At 34.8% G+C, this 18,691-nt stretch carries 17 protein-coding genes and 1 pseudogene; 10 read left to right on the forward strand and 8 right to left on the reverse strand.

The genetic code is table 11. The annotated features are described in order from the left end of the window. Positions 1 to 85: 85 nt before the first annotated feature. The 5 genes from J2756_RS01285 to tgtA form a co-directional block, all read right to left on the reverse strand. Positions 86 to 1,294, reverse strand: a complete 1,209-nt coding sequence (locus J2756_RS01285; protein ID WP_209581490.1) for a hypothetical protein — start codon at positions 1,292 to 1,294, stop codon at positions 86 to 88. After that, on the reverse strand, positions 1,295 to 2,320 hold the full coding sequence (locus J2756_RS01290) for an NYN domain-containing protein (protein ID WP_209581492.1): 1,026 nt from the start codon (positions 2,318 to 2,320) through the stop codon (positions 1,295 to 1,297). Continuing rightward, positions 2,317 to 3,072 (reverse strand): metallophosphoesterase family protein, encoded by a 756-nt coding sequence (locus J2756_RS01295; RefSeq protein ID WP_209581494.1) that lies wholly within the window; start codon positions 3,070 to 3,072, stop codon positions 2,317 to 2,319. The genes J2756_RS01290 and J2756_RS01295 overlap by 4 nt, the downstream gene beginning before the upstream one ends. A gap of 170 nt (positions 3,073 to 3,242) precedes the next feature. Continuing rightward, positions 3,243 to 3,599 (reverse strand): nascent polypeptide-associated complex protein, encoded by a 357-nt coding sequence (locus tag J2756_RS01300; protein WP_209581496.1) that lies wholly within the window; start codon positions 3,597 to 3,599, stop codon positions 3,243 to 3,245. Further along, complete coding sequence (tgtA, locus tag J2756_RS01305) at positions 3,599 to 5,611, reverse strand: tRNA guanosine(15) transglycosylase TgtA (protein WP_245315908.1); 2,013 nt, start codon at positions 5,609 to 5,611, stop codon at positions 3,599 to 3,601. Before tgtA ends, J2756_RS01300 begins: the two co-directional genes overlap by 1 nt. 589 nt (positions 5,612 to 6,200) lie before the next feature. Between tgtA and J2756_RS01310 the strand changes: the two genes are divergently transcribed. From J2756_RS01310 to J2756_RS01330, 5 genes are all read left to right on the forward strand, one after another. Then, a complete protein-coding gene (locus J2756_RS01310) occupies positions 6,201 to 6,785 on the forward strand; it encodes a flavodoxin family protein (RefSeq protein ID WP_209581500.1) in 585 nt (194 codons plus the stop codon). Between the two features lie 170 nt (positions 6,786 to 6,955). Further along, entirely contained in the window at positions 6,956 to 7,633 is a 678-nt protein-coding gene (locus tag J2756_RS01315) for a glycosyltransferase family 2 protein (RefSeq protein WP_209581502.1), read from the forward strand. 52 nt (positions 7,634 to 7,685) lie between these two features. After that, the gene (locus J2756_RS01320) at positions 7,686 to 8,069 is read left to right on the forward strand and encodes a DUF2304 domain-containing protein (RefSeq protein ID WP_209581505.1); all 384 of its coding nucleotides are present in this window, start codon (positions 7,686 to 7,688) and stop codon (positions 8,067 to 8,069) included. A 102-nt stretch (positions 8,070 to 8,171) separates the two neighbouring features. Next, positions 8,172 to 9,362, forward strand: coding sequence for a glycosyltransferase family 4 protein (locus J2756_RS01325; protein WP_209581508.1), 1,191 nt, complete (start codon positions 8,172 to 8,174; stop codon positions 9,360 to 9,362). A gap of 48 nt (positions 9,363 to 9,410) precedes the next feature. Further along, positions 9,411 to 10,610 (forward strand): glycosyltransferase family 4 protein, encoded by a 1,200-nt coding sequence (locus J2756_RS01330; RefSeq protein WP_209581511.1) that lies wholly within the window; start codon positions 9,411 to 9,413, stop codon positions 10,608 to 10,610. Positions 10,611 to 10,620: 10 nt separating this feature from the next. Here J2756_RS01330 and J2756_RS01335 read toward each other — a convergent pair whose 3' ends face one another. Next, positions 10,621 to 11,655, reverse strand: a complete 1,035-nt coding sequence (locus tag J2756_RS01335; RefSeq protein ID WP_209581519.1) for a glycosyltransferase family 2 protein — start codon at positions 11,653 to 11,655, stop codon at positions 10,621 to 10,623. An 89-nt stretch (positions 11,656 to 11,744) separates the two neighbouring features. Next, entirely contained in the window at positions 11,745 to 12,374 is a 630-nt protein-coding gene (locus tag J2756_RS01340; RefSeq protein WP_209581521.1) for a class I SAM-dependent methyltransferase, read from the reverse strand. 422 nt (positions 12,375 to 12,796) lie between these two features. On the opposite strand from J2756_RS01340, the pseudogene J2756_RS01345 reads away from it, so the two are divergent. The 4 genes and pseudogenes from J2756_RS01345 (at position 12,797) to J2756_RS01355 (ending at position 15,933) form a co-directional block, all read left to right on the forward strand. Continuing rightward, positions 12,797 to 13,722, forward strand: a pseudogene (locus J2756_RS01345) (UDP-glucose dehydrogenase family protein). A gap of 74 nt (positions 13,723 to 13,796) precedes the next feature. Continuing rightward, on the forward strand, positions 13,797 to 13,967 hold the full coding sequence (locus tag J2756_RS11680; protein ID WP_342593091.1) for a UDP binding domain-containing protein: 171 nt from the start codon (positions 13,797 to 13,799) through the stop codon (positions 13,965 to 13,967). A 156-nt stretch (positions 13,968 to 14,123) separates the two neighbouring features. Then, a complete protein-coding gene (locus J2756_RS01350) occupies positions 14,124 to 15,071 on the forward strand; it encodes a UDP-glucuronic acid decarboxylase family protein (RefSeq protein WP_209581523.1) in 948 nt (315 codons plus the stop codon). A gap of 13 nt (positions 15,072 to 15,084) precedes the next feature. After that, positions 15,085 to 15,933: a glycosyltransferase family 2 protein gene (locus tag J2756_RS01355; RefSeq protein WP_209581527.1), complete on the forward strand. Its 849-nt coding sequence runs from the start codon at positions 15,085 to 15,087 to the stop codon at positions 15,931 to 15,933. Between the two features lie 92 nt (positions 15,934 to 16,025). On the opposite strand, the gene J2756_RS01360 is transcribed toward J2756_RS01355, so the two are convergent. After that, positions 16,026 to 17,447, reverse strand: a complete 1,422-nt coding sequence (locus J2756_RS01360) for a flippase (RefSeq protein WP_209581529.1) — start codon at positions 17,445 to 17,447, stop codon at positions 16,026 to 16,028. A gap of 198 nt (positions 17,448 to 17,645) precedes the next feature. On the opposite strand from J2756_RS01360, the gene J2756_RS01365 reads away from it, so the two are divergent. Beyond that, positions 17,646 to 18,650 carry a glycosyltransferase gene (locus J2756_RS01365; RefSeq protein ID WP_209581531.1) on the forward strand — a complete coding sequence of 335 codons (1,005 nt, stop codon included), beginning with the start codon at positions 17,646 to 17,648 and terminating at the stop codon, positions 18,648 to 18,650. The last annotated feature ends 41 nt before the right edge of the window (positions 18,651 to 18,691 follow it).

Consider the following 18,691-nt stretch of genomic DNA (forward strand, 5'->3'; position numbering starts at 1 on the left):
TTTAATATTATAGTTCAGGATATTAGAGTGATCTTTTTAGATCCTTTTTTGCTTAATTAAAAAATATTTCAAATGATCTCTTTTTTTAGTTTGTAAGGGCGTAGAGTAATGCCAGTACAATTGCTACAAGTCCAAACACTGGTTGTCCCATATTCCAGCCCAGGAACGTTGCAATGAACACGAAGAGGAATATTATCACAATCTTACCCTTCTTGTTTACCATGAAGTCAAGGACGGATCTTGTGAATTCAGATGGAATGTAGTAGGCGTAGATTCCATCGGCAAGATCAAAGACCATAACCGGACTGTTGTTCCATATTTTTATGCTATCTGCTATCTGGGCTCTTTCACCGGCTTCACGTCTGCTTTTACCTATTCCAACCCTTAACCTTAATCCATTGTTCAGGGAGTGCCATGCTGAGTCTATTCCAGCACGAAGTGCAGCATCCTTGGTTGGGAAGTTAGCTATTAAGTCATCCCCACCTTCTCTATAACCCTCAATTTTACCGTTACACTCTTTTTCAATGAAATTTTTAACTTCACTCATTATATCAACGAGTTTGTCCCTTCCATTTTCAGATATGAACTGGGTGGAATCTATTGCATCTATGAAAAGGTAGTTGTCATATGATTTGGGACTGCCACCAACACTTCCAACCTTGGATGAGAACACAACTGCAAATTCTCCTCCAAGCTTTGTGAAGCCCACACCTGAAGTTTCACCTATCTGTTTGTTGAGGTTTATGGATCTCTCAATTGCAGCGGCTCCTGTCATACCCACAGAAGCCCTTACATCGATATCCTTGTTCATACCCAGGGATATGATTTTGATGGCCACCCTTATGGCATCGTTTTTTGATAGCATACGGGAAACAATTTCACTGGAGCTCTGCTCAACGATTGTACCCCTTTCCTTTTTAATGAGACTTACAAATTCACTTATAATAGTCCTGTCCTGCTGGAACACTTCTATGTAAAGGTAACGGTCACTACCCATTATTATGTTACTTAGAAGGGCGTATTCATTCACATCATTTTCTGCGGGGGTTATCTCTATGAATTTTCTGTTTTCTGGAATGTTACCGTTTCCAACTTCATTCACAAGGTTGTGGAAGATGTTGTTGGTTGTTATGTGGGCTGCTTCAATTTCAAGAAGCATGGTACGAGTGTAATTAATCATTGCAACATATTCCCGTTCTGTTTCGTTGGTTGGGTAGTACTTAGTTCCAATGCTTATGACCCTGTGTTTTATCAGAAATCCAAAGATGACTCTGGAAATATAGTCCATGACCATTTATTTTTCTCCTCCCTTCTCTAATGTTATATCAAAGTGCCCAGGTTTTTCCATGAGCATACTGGGTTTAACTGACACTATTGGGAATTTCCATGTTCCAAGTCTTGCAGCAACTGTGCTTGCAATGTTCCTTGAATTTTTCTTTACAAAGGCGTAATCATGGTCGTTTATGGTTATGTTTACGTTGTAGGGAGATTCTTCAAGTATTTCATCTGAATAAATAATATTAAGCTCAAATGTTCCAGGTTTTGTGAAAAGATCATTTCTAACAGCCACAAGGGGTGCATGATCCAATTTTAATCTGTCTCCAACTGTAACAGCTATGTTTCCAGCATTCTTCACAGCATCCCTGTAGTCCCTTGGACTGACGAGTACGAATATAATGAAGTCACTGGTTTTTTCGGCATCTTCAACCATGTTCAAAACCTTACCAAAGAGTGGGATCTTCATGAACACATCTTCTATCTTGGAATCTATGCTTTCTTCCTTACTTTTGGTGATTCTGTCAATGGCTTCTTTTGCAACAGCTATGCCGCTGAGTTTTTTATTTTTTTTCTGTTTATAAGCATCTAAACCCTTTTTTTCGAAGTCAGTCAGTGTTTGGGAGCATATCTTCTGCAGTATATTTTTTATCTTTTTAGGTTTGGAAGATTTTCCAATTGACACGTTACCATCTACTATACTGTATGGAATTCTTCTGCTCGATATATCCTGAAATTCATCGAAATAATCCCTGAAAACATCGTTTGAAAGGATTTTAGCATCTTCTTCTTCAGCCATCTTAAGTATGAAGTGATCTGCAGTTGTTCCTGAAGGCACCTGCATAATTTTATCTTCTTCAATGAGCTTTTTTAAATCTTCTTTTTCATCTATCTCGTGCCTGAGCGATGCATCTGCTATTAGAACAGGCTCATAGCCTAATCCTTCAAGGGCCTTCACTGCCTTTAAGATATTTTCCAAAATTGGTTTACCATCCTTTTCTTTCCCAAAATGGGCTACATTGGATGCATCAACTATTACTTTCAATCGATCACCTTACACGTGTTTTCATATTTTGCAAGACATCTTCGTGTTCCGTCAGCACGGTTTAAAATAATCTCTATAAAATCATCTTCTATTATTATGGTGTTGAATGAAGAAAGTTCTTTTCCCCGGAGCCTCAAGGACGAAACTGTACCTGCCGTTGCAAAGGCAGTATTTTCAAGTATCCACACATGAGGCATGTGTTTATGTCCTGAAAGGACCAGATTTGCATTTCCATTTACAACTGACTGGAGTATATCACCTGCATCACTTAAAACATTCCTTTCACGACCAGTTCTTGGAACTGGGATTATATGGTGGTGCAATGCTATTATCTTGTACAGACCATCATCTTCGCTACTTTGAAGTTCGTTTTCCATCCATGTCTGCTGGGATCGTCCAACCTTTCCATAGTCAAGGTCTGGTTCACTGCTGTCAAGTCCAATGATCTTCACTCCATGCTTTTTAAGCTTCAAAGTTCCGTATCTTTCTCTTATAAGTTCTTCAAAGCATTCATCTCCAACATGTCTCGCATCATGGTTTCCAGGAACAACAAGCATTGGAGACTTTAGCATGTCAAGGTACCTTGCAGCCTTTTCAAACTCAAGATAGTAACCATTCTCAGTCAGATCCCCTGTTACAACAGTTACATCCGGATGCATATCATTAACGTTATTTATTGCTTGTATTAGAAGATCTTCTTTGAAATTAAGGGAACCAACATGCAAATCAGATATATGAGCGATAAATGCCATTTTAATTTGCCCTCTAAAAAATTATAATCATAAGTTTAATTTTTAAGTTTTTAATCAAATTTTTTTATTCAAATTATAATTCTACAATAATCCCATCAATAATATGGGTACTATCAACGTATCATTATAGTTTAACTGTGTTTAAGATTTAATTTTTTCCAAAAAGGTGCTTACTTCTGTAAGTTTAATATTGCTTCTGCAAGGTCTCCACCAGCAGCCTTTAATGCTTTAAGAGCTTCCTCTTTGGTCACACCAGTCTGTGTTGATACCAGTTCAACATCATCATCAGGTATTTCCAGTTCAGCTTCAACTGCCTGTTCCTTAACTTTACCTGTTATCTGATAGGTTTCTTGACCCATGAAATTCATTAAATTTACTTTAGGGTTTTTTATGAGGATTTCCTTATTTTTGAGTTTTATAACAACCTCTGTAACACCCTTGACATCTTTCATGTCCATTCCCATCTGTTTCATTGATCTCTGCATTTGTTTCAATTGTTTAGGGTTCATTCCCGCTCCAGGTAACATTATAATCCTCCTTTCCTAGTTTTCACAGCTTGACCTGTTTTAAAGTCAACTATCTCATGACCGCATAAAATTGCCTTTCCAAAGGCCAGTAATTCATCATTTTCATTTACGATCAGAACTTCTTCATTTGCTTTGATATCTATATCACAATCTATAACAAATTTAGCAAATATACTTTTTCCTTCCCTTGCAAATGGTTCAGCATCACTGTTGACAGCAACCCTGTTTTTGGGATATTCAAGGTGGGAGTGTAATCTTCTTGCACCTTCCCTGTCAAGGACAAAAACACCATCACTTGCACGTAAAGTTGCAATAAGGGTTTCTCCATCATAAACATGCCTTATTTTACCAGTTTTTCTGCTTTTAACGATTTTAATATCTCCCTTAAATAGGGCATTTCCAGATCCTGCACCGAACTGGTAGTCAGCGATACACCTTATTTTTTCCTCATCATCCACAGCCCTTATAATGGATGGATCCACATCAACCTCCAAAAAGCCGTATACAGATGGATCGAACTCTGATTCAGTAACCTTATTAGTTTCTTCCAGAGCAAATCCATCACAGCCAATACCAAATGTCTTTAAAACCTTTTTATTGATAAAAACATGTTCAAAGTTTTCCATGTAACTTTCAACCTGGTTTCTAACGAATTGAAGGGCATCAAGATCATTTTTAAGTGGAGATTCATTTTGGGCCAGTGGATAAACCTCATCGATCTCAAGGGGCACTAATGCGAATGGAACATCCACAACAGCTGTTTGAACATCATCCCAAACCCCTTCCATGTTAAGAGCTTCTTCTGAATTTTTCATGTAAAATTCTCCAACATCACGTATGTTCTTGGAGTAGGGTTTTCTGGATCTTGGAAGAAGAATAAGATTGCTCTTTTTAGGTATTCTTTCCATCTTATCCAGGTGCCTCTTTATTTCAGGCCTTACAAGTGATTCAGGGCCTGAATAAAAGAATGCAGATTTTTTGTTTGATGGATCATATTTTTCAAGTTCTGAGGTGTAATTTTTAAGGTTTCTCAGAGCATCAAGAAGGTATGGGTGGGCTCTGCACCGTTGTTCCACAAGTTCCATCAGGTTTCCATCAACTATGGACTGTTTAATGGTTCTGATCTCTGCAAAACTCACATGAAGGTTGTGTTGGGCTATGAGTTTCATCCTTTCATCCTTTTTCATTGCCCTTAAATCATCTGGGGTGTAGGAGGTACACACAGGACATGAACATGGCATTTCAACGAGATTTTGAAGTTTGTAGGTTCCACTTGGCATTAAAAACCTGTCGTCCTGAGCGTAGAGAATGTAAGCTGCAGAATCAAAGAGATCGCATCCCATTGCAACTGCAAGGGCAAAGACCATTGGATGGCCTGCACCCATGAGGTGCCGAGGTTTTGAATCAGGTAGATGTGTTACTGAAGCCATGACAACATCAACAAGCTCTGAGTACTTGTAGGATTCCATGAGTGGAACAACTGCTCCTATGGGGTAGACATCAAATCCAAGACTTCCTATCTCATCTGCACACTTACTCCTGAGGTCTTTGAAGGTTGAGCCCTGAACAACTGAATTCAGCATGAGATCCTTTCGAACTTCAATGGCCTGATGAGCCCTTTCAAGGGTTATTTCAAGGTCCTTCTCTGCTCTTTCACGGGTTACAAATGGAGGTGTTGGTATGTCCAGGGAGGTTCCAATATCTGTTCCAATGGCCTCCTGAAACTCTATGATCTCGGTGTTTGTAACATCAATGTCGCCGTAGACAGAAAGCTGGAAAGAACCAGAATCAGTTATAATGGGGCCTGGAAAATCTATGAAGCTGTGAACCCCTTCTTCCAGAACTTTTTCCTTCAGATCCTCATTTTTGTACATTATGTAGGCGTTGGTTATAACCAGTTCTGCTCCGTATTTTTTAACGTCCAGGGTCTGTTTTCCTGGATGAATTACAGGCATCAAAGCAGGTGTTTTAATGTTTCCGTGGGGTGTTTGGAGTATTCCTATTCTACCCATTGCATCCTTGTATTTTATCTCAAAACTCAATTTTTCCACCTTTTTTTAAGGAATAATATAGTATTCTATGTATTTTTAGGATATTCCTATTTTAACTTATTATTAATTTATTTCAGGTTAATTTAATCAGTTGAATAAAGTAAATTGGATAATAACTCTGTATGGGTTTTAATTTTCATGGTTTGATCCCAAGTTTTAATACTGTTTAATTAATTCATATCATTTAATTTGATTAGGTATCATCTAACTATGGTTGAAGTTAATATTAAGATTTGTACAGATTTTTCTCTTCAGTTATCTCATTCGTTTCATGAATTGTGTGAATAAGATGTATATTTTATGTTTTTTTAATGGTAACTACTTTTTCAATGAATTATTGTGGTTTGTCCTTCATAATTTAAATCTTCAAACCAACTTTTATATAATAAAACTTGTATTTTGATTTTGTAGATACAATATTTTGTAGATACAATCGACTTCAATATATTTATCTGAGTCAATAAAGATGGATAAATAAGGGAATAAAAAAATAGATAAGAAAAGTATGATTTAACTCATTGAATAATTCATTTAATAAGGAGGTATCGTTTTGGTTAGGATAATAGGAATGGTGGGAAGCCCAAGGGAAGATGGAAACACATCTTTTCTCGTTAAAACAGCACTTAAATCTGCAGAAGATGCGGGTGCGGAAACAGAAATTATCAATCTTGGATCTGCAGAAATAGAACCCTGTGTTGCATGTGATATCTGCAAGGCAACAGGTGAATGTGCAATATACGATGATATGAGGGAGATATCTGAGAGACTTGCAGGTGCAGATGGTATCATCATGGGAAGTCCTGTTTACTTTGGAGGGGTCACATCCCAGATGAAGATGTTCATGGACAGGTCAAGACCACTACGGGCGAGTTTCAAACTCAGGGATAAGGTCTGTGGAGCAATAGCAGTTGGGGCTTCGAGAAATGGTGGTCAGGAAACAACCATATCCTCAATACACGAGTTCCTCCTCATACAGGATGCCATAATTGTTGGAGATGGAGCACCAGCAGCCCACTATGGAGGTACAGGAGTTGGAGGTCCAGTTGGAAGTACAGAAAATGATGATGTTGGAATAGAAACCTCTAAAAACCTTGGAAAGAGGGTTGCTGAACTTGCAAAGAGATTGAAGGAATGAGATAGATTTTTTATTTCTTTTTTTAACTACTTTTTTTTATAAACTCAATTATTATAAGTGATTCAACCATAAATAACATAAAAAAGGATAAAAGTTATATCATATTATAGATATTTGAATTCAAAGGATAATTTATAAACAGTTATATCATTCCTTCAGTGAGGTAACCTATGACGATATTTGTGGTTATGCCAGCTTACAATGAAGAAAAAACAATAGAAGAAGTTATGGAAAAGCTTTTCAGCAGGGGATTCAGTGTTGTTGTTGTGGATGATGGATCCCATGATGCAACCTACCAAGTGGCAGAGGATATCAGTAGAAATCAGGAAAACCAGTGCTTCATATACAAGCATCTTTTAAACATAGGCTTGGGAGGGGCGCTGAAGACTGGGATAGAAGCAGCATTACTCCATGATGCTGATATCATCGTTACATTTGATGCAGATGGTCAGCATGATCCAGATGACATAATGAAGGTATGCCTGCCCATCATCCATGGTGAAGCAGATGTTGTCATAGGTGTAAGAGATTTTAAACACATGCCTGATTCAAAGAAGTTTGGAAACACAGTAATGAATATTATAACTCGGATATTTTATGGCATAAATGTTAATGACTCTCAATCAGGTCTTCGAGCATTTAAAAGGGAAGCTGCAGAAGTTATTGAGATAAATGCAAGGGATTATGGTGTTTCATCTGAGATAGTGGGTGAAATAAAAAGGCACAAGCTCCGGCTGGTGGAAGTACCTATGAAGACAATTTACACGGATTACTCCATGACCAAGGGCACAAATTTGAAGGTTGGGCTTAAGATACTTGCAAAACTGGTTATGAATGTTTTAAAGTAGTTGTGGGATTAGCATATGCTTCAATTGATTTAATTTAAAAAGGGTGTTTAAAATGATGATATACCAGATACTAGGAATTTTAGTGGGACTTTTTGCAGTGATAATCACCATTTTAAGGTTCAGAGATGGGAAGATGTCCCTGGGAATGATGGCTCTATGGAACCTGATATGGCTTTTATTAATACTGATCTCAATATATCCTGCATCAACATCCATCTTTGCAAAGGTTACAGGAATAGGAAGGGGTTTGGACTTAATCTTAATATTAGGACTTATAATGTCTTTTTACCTCATATTCAAATTGTACAGCCGTCTTGAAACTGTTGAAGAAGAACTGACGGATCTTGTGAGGGAGATTGCCATTCAAAATGAATATTCTAATCCAGATTCAAAGGAATCTTCAAAAACACACAAATTACCAAAAAAGGAAAATTAATAGTAATTCTTCTTGAGATTTGAAAAAACTTCAAATTATGTTTTTTTTTAAGAATATAATTAGTTTTTAGCTTTCATCTAAGTTTATAAGGGTAACGATAACATGAATATAGGATACTTCATTGGGCATTTTCCATACACAGAACTTGTGGGTAAATCCGGCTATGATAAAGATTATGCTCACGGTGGAACTGAAATTGCAACCTACAATCTAGCAGTTAACATGGCAGAGAGAGGACATGAAATAGATGTTTTCACAGCATCAATAGATTCCAATGACTCTGTGGAAAATTCAGAGGGAATGAAAATTCACCGTTACACAACTAACTTGAAGATTGCAAGCGCTAATCTATCCCTCAAACTGATGTACAAACCCCTTGATGAGAATGTGGAAATTGTCCATGCCCATTACAACATTCCACTTCCAGATCTGTCAGCATCAAGATACGCCAAGAAAAAGAACGTACCCTTTGTAATCACCTATCATGCAGATGCCCAGGAAACTGGGGGAAACTTCATCAGAAACACTGCAACAGCCATTTACAACAGGTACATTCTGGACAGGGTTCTCTCAAATGCAGATGCCATAATAGCAACTTCAAATTCCTACATAGATGAATCTAAGTATTTGGGTAAATACCGTGATAAAATTAAGGTTGTTCCCAATGGAATAAATCCTGAGGACTTTGAAATTGAGCTTTCAAAGGAGGAGTGCAGATCCAAACTTGGACTGCCACAGAATAAGAAGATAATCCTCTTCTTTGGAAACGTGGTTGCTTACAAGGGACCTGATGTGCTTTTAAAAGCATTTGCTATTGTTAAAAAGTTATATCCAAAGTTAATGCTTCTTTATGTTGGTAGAGGGGAAATGCAGACAGAACTGCAAAAATTATCTGAAGAAATGAATATTTCAGGCAGTGTTGTATTTGCAGGGTTCATTGAAGAAAAATCTAAACCATTATATTATCATTCTGCAGATATATTCTGTCTGCCATCAGTTACAATGGCTGAAGCCTTTGGAATAGTTAATCTTGAAGCAATGGCCTGTGGACTTCCGGTGGTTTCCTCAAAACTTGGGGGTATACCTGACATAGTTCAAAACGGTAAGAATGGAATTATAGTTGAACCTGGAGATGTCGAAGCCCTTGCAGATGCATTAAAGGAACTGGTTGAAAATGATGATCTCCGGGCTAAGATGTCCCGTGAGGGTAAAAGTATGTCTGAAGATTATTCCTGGACTAAAATTGCAGAGGAAACTGAGAAGATATATGATGAATTACTTGAAAAGTATTGAGCAGGTTCTTGATGTTTCATTAAATTCAATTTAATATTTGGGGTAAAAATGGAGATAGATTACATAAACGGTCCACGGACAGACAAAATATTTGGGATGTCCAAGTACCAGATGGAAATATTCAAGAGAATTGACGGAGTTGAATGGAATTTTATTGAGTATGATTCCCTGCTGAAGATCATGGAAAGTAAATATAGCTCAATTTTCAGTTCAAAACCTAAAAATGAAGAGGAATCATTGGGAATGTTTCCTGCACTGGATAAAACAGAATCCTTCTCTCAAAGCAAGATTTTTAAGGGTATGATTGATACAGCCTGGAAAACCTGTATGTACATTGATACGTACCGCTACAGGCAGACAGTTAAAAAAAGTATCAAAAAGGACAATGTGAAACATTTAACCTATCAAGAGCTTGCATACCTTTTGAAGTATGTTGAGATGGATAAAACCATTGTAACTTGTCATGACATCATACCTTGGGCTTACGACAACGATCGTTCCAAATTGTGGAAGGATATAATGACTGGATTGAGGAATGCCGATAGGATCATAACCATATCTGAATTTTCAAAAAATGAACTCGTAAAGTACCTGAACTACCCTGCAGACAGAATACACATAGTCAAGGATGCAGTTGATCATGATGTTTACTACAAAAAGAGGGACAAAACCCTACTTCAAAGGTTTAATATTCCTTTGGAAGGGAAATTTGTTCTTTACGTTGGTTCAGAGACTCCAAGACAGAATCTTGACCTTCTTTTAAAGGCATTTGCAAGGCTCAAAAAGAGAGTTCCAGATGTGAAACTACTGAAGATAGGGGATCCTCAAAGCTTTGGGGCAAGGGAAAAGCTCCTGAGCATGATAAGAGATCTGGGACTTGAGAAAGATGTTATTTTCGTGGGTTACGTGGCTGAAGAAGATCTTCCAAAGTGGTACAACGCATCAGATCTTCTGGTTTATCCATGCAGATACGCAGGATTCGGACTTCCACCACTGGAGGCTATGGCATGTGGAACACCTGTAATAACGGCCAATACAACTTCTCTTCCTGAAGTTGTTGGAGATGCTGGCGTTATGGTTGATCCAGATGATGATGCAACCCTTGAAGATGAGATGTACAAAATTCTCACAGACGAAAGCTTAAGAGAGGAACTGATGAAAAAGGGCCTTGAAAGAGTTCAGCTCTTCCAGTGGGATGATGCTGCGAAGGAAACATTGAGGGTTTATGAAGAAGTGGATTCAATCTAAGTTTGGAATGTTATAATTTTTTATAGCCATAGTTTCCCTTAAGAACATCAACCAATATTTTATGGGATAAAATAAACTTTTCAACATTTCCTTTAATTAAATAATTTATAATTGAAAGGAATCTGCCGGCTAAAAATTTTATGAAACGAAACTTTATACCTTTTTTACAGTTTTTTTTCATCAACAGAAATTGGTTACGTGTACCATAGTAAAAGGATGTGGAAGAGTTAACAATAGATGCAGAAACTTTGTGCCATATTTTTGCCTTTGGAACGTAAAATAACCTGTAACCTGCATTTTTAACTCTTAAACACCAGTCTGTGTCTTCATAATACAAGAAATAATCTGGATCAAGCAGTCCAATATCTTCTATAACATCTCTTTTTATTAGTAATGAACAACCTGAAATGTAATCCATTTCTTCGGGTATTTCGGATTTTAGGGTTTCATTTAAATGGGGATAGGTTATTTTGCCGTGGCAAACATCCACATGGCCTCCAATGTAGGTTAGGGTATCAGGATCGTTGTAATAAAAAACACTGGGCCCTACGACACCTATTTCATCTGCTTTCTCTGAAAATGGGATTAATTCATTTAAAAAATCTGTATCAACAACTGTGTCATTATTTAAAAGCATAACGTAATCAGATTTTAAATGTTCAAGAACATAGATGATTCCTACATTGTTACCCTCTGCAAAGCCAAGGTTTTCATTATTCCTTATGATTACCAGTTCCCTATCGCAACTTTTGGTGTTTGTGTTGGGTTTACTATCTAAATCTTCCAGGGGGCACTCAATAATTTTAATGGGGGTTTTAACTTTTTCAGCTTCAAAAAATGTTGATTCAACCTTCAAAGCCCCATTACAGTATTCTTTTATTTTTTCTATGGAATCATCCTTTGAATCGTTATCAATAAGGACAACATCATAATTAGGATAATTTATTTGATAAACGGATTCCAAACATTCTATGGTGTCTTTCCAGCCATTCCAGTTGAGAATGATGATTGAAACATGTGGTAATATTGCATTAAAATTTTCCATAGTAACGATTCTCTCAACTATTTTTTTAATTTTATGTTCTGCTGTTTATAAAATATAAAATTTTAAAATTAGTTTCCCACTAAAAATGATTATTTATCATTTTCCCATACTGCCCATAATCCAAATGCATATTCTGGAAATAAATAGGTTATTATGCGGGTTATATCCGCTGCTACCATTCCTAAAGTACCAAATTTAAGTGAAGAATGTTCTAATTCGTCATTGTAACCGTAAAGTTTTTTCCAACCTTCTACTCCCCTCACTTTGAAACCTAATTTTTTTAATTGAAGAGGTTTCCAACCTGATTTATGGACTTGTAAAGGATTTTCTTCCCTGTCACTTTGATAAACAAAACCATTTGGTGTAAAAACCACAACTTTCATTTTTGCCCATTTTTCTGCCTTTATCAAAAGTTCTTTCCCATCTTCTGTTGATAAATGTTCGAGTACATCCATAAGTATAACTCCATCGAATTCATCTTCCTCAAATTCAATTTTAGTAATATCAGCTTTGATGTACTTGTTATGGGTACCTTTTTTTTTACTTTCTTCTAGATATGGATCAAATAGATCAACACCAACAGAGAAATCAACTTCACAGTGGTGAAGCATAGAAGTTTTACCACATCCTAAATCTAGAACTGTTTCACATTCGGAAAGTTCTTCTTTTAGTCGTTGTGGTAATTTCATGTATGAACGTTTAAGTTTGAAATTGGTCATTTTAACCTCGAATAATTTTCTTTTTTATTATTTATGTATAAATTAATTAAATTATCGTAGCTTTCAATTTAGTTTAAATCTTTACATTTCTAAAATTTTTCTCCATTATTATTTTTAATTTCTTTTTTGAAGAAAATAAATAATAAATGGTATCTAAAAAGTAAATCGTGATTGATAATCCATTATTAAACTATGAAATAAACTCATATATTAAGTATTTATGAATATAATTAATGATAGTATTCATTTGAATAAAGGATATTCCAAAAAAAGTGTGATCGATCTTCAGAGATAATTTTAACTTTTAAAAAAAGACAGCTTAAATCACTATTAATTATAAAAAACTGTTTAGAATACCAGGATTTCATTGTTTAAATTAAATATACGTTAATTTATTATTAAACTAAAATAAAGGGGATTTCATGAGAATAACAGTTATAGGTGCAGGTTACGTTGGTTTAGTTACAGCTGTGTGTTTTGCAGATATGGGTAACGAAGTAATATGTGTTGAAAAAGTTTCGTCTCGGGTTGAAGAGCTTAACAAAGGAATATCACATATTTATGAACCCGGTTTGACTGAAATGCTCCAAAATAACCTAAAAAAAGGTAGAATAAATTTTGTTGTTGATATTAAAGAAGCCATAAACTTTAGCAACAGCATTTTTATTTGTGTTGGCACACCTCAAAGTGAAGATAGAAAAGCAGATTTATCTCAAGTAGAAGATGTATCTCGTCAAATAGCCCAAAATATGGAGGGATACAAATTAATAATTGAAAAGTCAACAGTCCCTTTAAACACTCATCAATGGGTCAAAAGGACCATAAAAAGATATTCTGATCAAAATATAGATTTTGATGTAGCATCAAATCCAGAATTTTTAAAGGAAGGATCAGCAATTCAGGACTTCATGAGTCCTGATAGAATAATCATAGGTGTGGAAAGCAAAAAAGCCAAGGAGATACTTGAAGAGTTGTATGAACCATTCACAAAAAAAGGATATAAACTTCTTATTACTTCACCTGCTGCAGCGGAACTTATAAAACATGCTTCAAACTCTTTTTTGGCAATGAAAATATCTTACATAAATATGATTGCAGATCTATGCGAAAAAACTGATTTAGATCTAAAGATGGTTGCAGAGGGGATAGGTTACGATAAAAGGATAAGTAATTCCTTTTTAAATGCGGTTATAGGCTAGGAGGATATTTTCCAAAAGATGTTAAGGCTTTTATAAAAATTGCAGAGGATCTTGGACTGAACTTCGAACTTCTCAAACAAACTGAAAAAATAAATGCCGAAAGAAGAAAAAAAAGTTTCTGGAAAAAATTGAGGATGTTCTCTGGATAAATAAAGACAAACCCATAACAATATGGGGACTTGCATTCAAACCAGATACAGATGATATAAGAGAATCCCCTGCCATATATATCGTAAGAAAACTCGATGAAACAGGTGCTAATTTAAGGTTATACGATCCTAAAGCCATGAATAATTTTAAACTGTCATTTCCTGAAGAAGTAAACATAAAATATTTTAAAAACAAATATGAATCTTTAAAAGATTCAGATGCATTGCTAATTGTTACAGACTGAGATGAATTTAAAGAAGTTGATCTAAATAAAGTAAAAAAAGCTCATGAAGCTTCCAATTATCATAGATGGCCGAAATATATGCGAAAAAGAATACATAAAAGGCTTTGAATATTATGGGTTGGAAGAGGCAAATCTAACATTAGGAGAATCAATTAAATGAAAACGGTATTGATAGCAGGTGCAGCAGGATTCATTGGGAGTCATTTATGTGATAACTTCCTAAAAGAAGGCTTTAAAGTAATTGGTATTGATAATTTTATCTCTGGAAACCCCAATAATTTATCCCACTTGAAAAACAATAAAAATTTCAAATTTGTAAAACAAGATTTAACAGATCCTATACAAATAGATGAGGATATTGATCTAGTACTACATTTTGCATCTCCTGCCAGTCCTGTGGATTACTTAAAATATCCTGTAGAAACCCTCGAAGTTAATTCTATTGGAACACTAAACCTATTAAACCTGTCTCGGGAAAAAAATTCCAGATATCTGCTTGCTTCAACATCTGAAACCTATGGTGATCCTCTTATCCACCCCCAACCAGAAAGTTATTGGGGTAACGTAAATCCTGTGGGTCCACGTTCAGTTTATGATGAAGGAAAAAGATTTTCAGAAGCAATTTCTATGGCATATCACAGAACCTACCATCTTGATGTTAGAATAATTAGAGTATTCAACACTTATGGTCCAAGAATGAAAATTGGAGATGGTAGAGTTGTCCCTAATTTTATTTCCCAAGCATTAAATGGAGAAAATATTACTATATATGGTGATGGAAGTCAAACAAGAAGTTTTTGTTATATAGATGACTTAATAGAAGGTATTTTTAAGGTTGCTTTGAGTAAAAATATTGAAGGCGAATTATTTAACCTTGGTTGTCCAGAAGAGTATAAAATAATAGATTTTGCCGAAATAATCATTGAAAAAACAAATTCAAATTCAAAAATTTCATACAAAACACTTCCAGTGGATGATCCAAAACGTAGATGTCCAGATATAAGTAAGGTTGAAAAAGTTTTAGGTTGGGAACCCAAAATAACTCTTGATGAAGGGATCACAAAAACAATTGAATTTTTCAAGTCAAAATTGAATAGTAAATGATTAGGTGATTTAAATGAAAAAATACGATTTAACTGTGGCTTACAGAATATATCCAAAAGTTTCAAAGGTGCCACCAGTTTTCAGTGATGATAAATATAAATTGGCAGATTTATGTTTAAATTCATTTAAAAAATCCCTTGGATCCCTTAAAGTGAAAATGTTTGTGTTGTTGGATAACTGTCCTCCAGAATATGAAGAACTTTTCTTAAAATATTTTGATTCCAAAGATTTAACGTTTATTAAATTAGATGGTGTAGGAAATTATGGAACTTTTGGACTTCAAATAGAAACACTTCTGGAACAAAATTTTTCAGAAATTATTTATTTTGCTGAGGATGATTACCTTTACTTCCCAGATCAATTTGAAGATATGGTTCAACTTTTAAAAGAGAACGATGATGTGGACTTCGTATCACCATATGACCATTTGGATTACTACAATTCTAAATTACATGATCTACATGATTATGCAAGTTTCATAAAAATATATAAGAATAAACACTGGAGAACAGCAGGTTCCACATGTCTAACGTTTCTTACTACAAAAGAAACCCTTAAAAAGACTAAAAACGTTTTTTTAACTTTTACAGAGGGTAATGAAGATTCTAGTCTGTGGTTTAATTTAACAAAATATAATATGAGTAAGTGGAGTATGTTGAAAATATCCCTAAAGAACCCATATTTACTAAAAGTTCTCTATAAAACATTAACTCAAAATAAAACTCAAACAAACTCAAACAAACAATGGAAGTTATGGGTTCCTATCCCTACCATAGCTACACATATGGAGAATGATTATCTTTCCCCTAATATAAATTGGGATGAGGTTATTAAAAGGAGAATTAATGAAACATTTAAATAAAAGGTTATTGAATGCTTACATTAATTAGTTTCTTGGAAGCTTAAACTCATATTACGAAAAAACAATTCTTTCTAAGATCTTATCTTTTATTACTAAAAAATTTCTTTTAAAATGTTCATATCTTCTTCAGTGATTACTTTTGTTAGGTATAATGATACTAAATACATAATTAACCCTAAAATTACTGCCAATACCCAGTTTACATTAACTTTCAGGCAATACATAATTAGAGTAACTACAATCCCAACAAAAACTGTTTTTAAGATATTTTGAGTCACAGAAATCTTGAAGAAATACTTAGAAATATAACAGAACATTAAAATAAATCCTAATCCTTCAGTTAGGACTGTAGCAACAGAAGATCCTATGTAACTAAATTCAGGAATTAAAATTAAATTTAAAACTATGTTAAACAATGCATTTGCGGATGTAACAATCAGCATGATTCTTTGTCTATTGACGGCACCTAATATGTTTCCAAATAAATTAGTTATGAATATTATGGGTACAACAAATATCAGAACTTGCAAAGCAAATATGGCTGCAGTATAACCATTTCCATAAATAATAGAAATAATTTTGTCGGCAAATATGAAACCGTACATAAAAATAAAAATTCCAAGTGCGAATAGGTACTTAAAAGATTTTTCATATTCCAATTTTAAGCTATCTTTTGATGATTCAAAGTGCTGAGACATTATTGGAAAGATAGAGATCACAAAAACACCCGGTATAAATAATGTAACAAAAATTAATTTGTAAGCTGCATTATAGATACCAACTGCAGAGTTACCTACCATAACAGAAAGCATAACGGAATCTATGTAAAAATAGATAACAATCAAAATGTTGGATAATCCAAACGATAATGACTCTTTAAGGGTTGGTTTCCAAAATTTCCAATCAATTTTTATTTTTGGAATAAAGAATTTCAATGAGTAAATGGCAAGGTTAGAAATTAAAATTATTACACTCACAACGAGATAAACTGAAGCCATGGCTATAACGCCAAGGTGGTAATATATAACTGTTAAAACGCCGGCAAGCATTAAAACAGCATTTAATATTATGGTTATGGACATATATTCCATTTTTTCAAATGCTTGGAAAATGGAAGTAAATACACCAGAAAATGCTCCAAAAATTATTGAGAATGTTATAAGGTAAATCACAGTACTGGTACTTTGAGGATAACCCAATACTTTCACAGTGAAAAAAGTTAGAGTTAATGTTAAAACTGCAAAAAAGATCTTCATTACAGTGGTGTTACCAATATATTTATTTGCTAAAGATTTATTTCTTGAAACTTCTCGGATAGTTAGGGTACTTAATCCTAAGTCTGTGAAAACATTAAAAATTCCAGTAAAGGCCAGAGCTAATGATAGAACTCCAAATCCTTCAACCCCTAAATATCGGGCAGCATACAACGTAGTAAAAAAACCCAGTAAGTAACTTATGATGTTTGCAATAAACAAAACAGTTGTATTCTTTGCCAGAGTTTTTACTGTAGTCATAAAATTTCCTTCTATCTCTTCACATTTAATTTAAACTCATTCTTTGTTAATATAAATGTTTTTTATGAATAAATATACATTTTTAAGTGTAAATGATAAATTCACTCTTTAATATTTATAAAAAAGAGTTTTAAATGAAGATAAACATACCTTTAAAAAATAATCCCGTACAGTTTAAAAAAGATATAGGTCCATAAGATGCCAATAAACATAACACTCGGAATAGTAGCCAGAAACGAAGAACAAAACATAGGTTCAACCCTCAAAAGTATCGTAGCACAGGAATTCAACCATTCCTATGAGATCCTGGTGGTTGATGGCAACTCCACTGATAAGACCAGGGAGATTGCAGAAAATGTTCTGAAAAGTTCAGGTATGCCGTACAAAGTTTTGAATGAAGTTGATTTTGGATTTCATGGGCTGTGCTTTGCAAGGAACCTTGTGTTAGATAAATCAAATCCAGAATCCCATTACATAGCCTTTACAGATGCAGACTGCATCGTAGATAAAAAATGGCTTCAGAACCTTTATGATGCCCTAGAAGGAACTGATGAATATATTGCAGGAGCTGGAGGCCCCCGTTTAATTGCAGAAACAGGTAACAAAAAAGAACTGGTTATCAATGCATTTTTAACTTCTTTTTTAGCTTCAGGAGGGAACCCTGCTTTTTCAAAGAGGAAGGTTGAGTTCATTGAAAGTATACCTAACTACAACGCAATTTACAAACGGGAAATCATATCAAAGTTCAGATACGACAACGAATTAATCATCTCCGATGACAATGAACTGAACTTCAGGCTCAAAAAGGCAGGATATAAATTTCGCTACGTTCCTGATGCAAGTGTGTGGCACAGGGAAACAGATTCCATCCGGGATTTTGCAGCTAACATGTTCAGCTACGGAGTGAACATCTCAAACACAGTGAGAAAACACAGGAGCATGGTGAGGATAAATGTTCCTGTAACAGTTGCATTCATCATTTACCTGATCCTGGTTGCACCACTTTATCTTTGGATTGGGTACTGGGCACTGATTCCTTTAATATTATACGTGATCTTTGCTGTATCTGTTTTTATTGAGATAATCCTTAAAACTAAAACGATTTATTCCTTAATGGCATTTTTACTCCTTCCGGTTCAGCATGTTACCTATGGATTGGGGGTTTTGTACAACCTCATCATGAATCCACACAAGAAAAAATAAGAGTCATAACTTCTATAGTTAGTACAAAAAAATTCAGTTCA

The sequence above is a fragment of the Methanobacterium aggregans genome (assembly GCF_017874455.1).
In the GTDB taxonomy this organism is placed as follows: domain Archaea; phylum Methanobacteriota; class Methanobacteria; order Methanobacteriales; family Methanobacteriaceae; genus Methanobacterium_C; species Methanobacterium_C aggregans.

Excerpts from the sequence above, each read along its gene's own strand:
- J2756_RS01285 (WP_209581490.1), bottom strand. The coding sequence starts at position 1,294 with ATGGTCATGGACTATATTTCCAGAGTCATCTTTGGATTTCTGATAAAA.
- J2756_RS01320 (WP_209581505.1), top strand. The coding sequence starts at position 7,686 with ATGATGATATACCAGATACTAGGAATTTTAGTGGGACTTTTTGCAGTG.
- J2756_RS01295 (WP_209581494.1), bottom strand. The coding sequence starts at position 3,072 with ATGGCATTTATCGCTCATATATCTGATTTGCATGTTGGTTCCCTTAAT.
- J2756_RS01365 (WP_209581531.1), top strand. The coding sequence starts at position 17,646 with ATGCCAATAAACATAACACTCGGAATAGTAGCCAGAAACGAAGAACAA.
- J2756_RS01360 (WP_209581529.1), bottom strand. The coding sequence starts at position 17,447 with ATGACTACAGTAAAAACTCTGGCAAAGAATACAACTGTTTTGTTTATT.
- J2756_RS01335 (WP_209581519.1), bottom strand. The coding sequence starts at position 11,655 with ATGGAAAATTTTAATGCAATATTACCACATGTTTCAATCATCATTCTC.
- J2756_RS01325 (WP_209581508.1), top strand. The coding sequence starts at position 8,172 with ATGAATATAGGATACTTCATTGGGCATTTTCCATACACAGAACTTGTG.
- J2756_RS01350 (WP_209581523.1), top strand. The coding sequence starts at position 14,124 with ATGAAAACGGTATTGATAGCAGGTGCAGCAGGATTCATTGGGAGTCAT.
- J2756_RS01315 (WP_209581502.1), top strand. The coding sequence starts at position 6,956 with ATGACGATATTTGTGGTTATGCCAGCTTACAATGAAGAAAAAACAATA.
- J2756_RS01340 (WP_209581521.1), bottom strand. The coding sequence starts at position 12,374 with ATGACCAATTTCAAACTTAAACGTTCATACATGAAATTACCACAACGA.
- tgtA (WP_245315908.1), bottom strand. The coding sequence starts at position 5,611 with ATGGGTAGAATAGGAATACTCCAAACACCCCACGGAAACATTAAAACA.
- J2756_RS01300 (WP_209581496.1), bottom strand. The coding sequence starts at position 3,599 with ATGTTACCTGGAGCGGGAATGAACCCTAAACAATTGAAACAAATGCAG.
- J2756_RS01330 (WP_209581511.1), top strand. The coding sequence starts at position 9,411 with ATGGAGATAGATTACATAAACGGTCCACGGACAGACAAAATATTTGGG.
- J2756_RS01355 (WP_209581527.1), top strand. The coding sequence starts at position 15,085 with ATGAAAAAATACGATTTAACTGTGGCTTACAGAATATATCCAAAAGTT.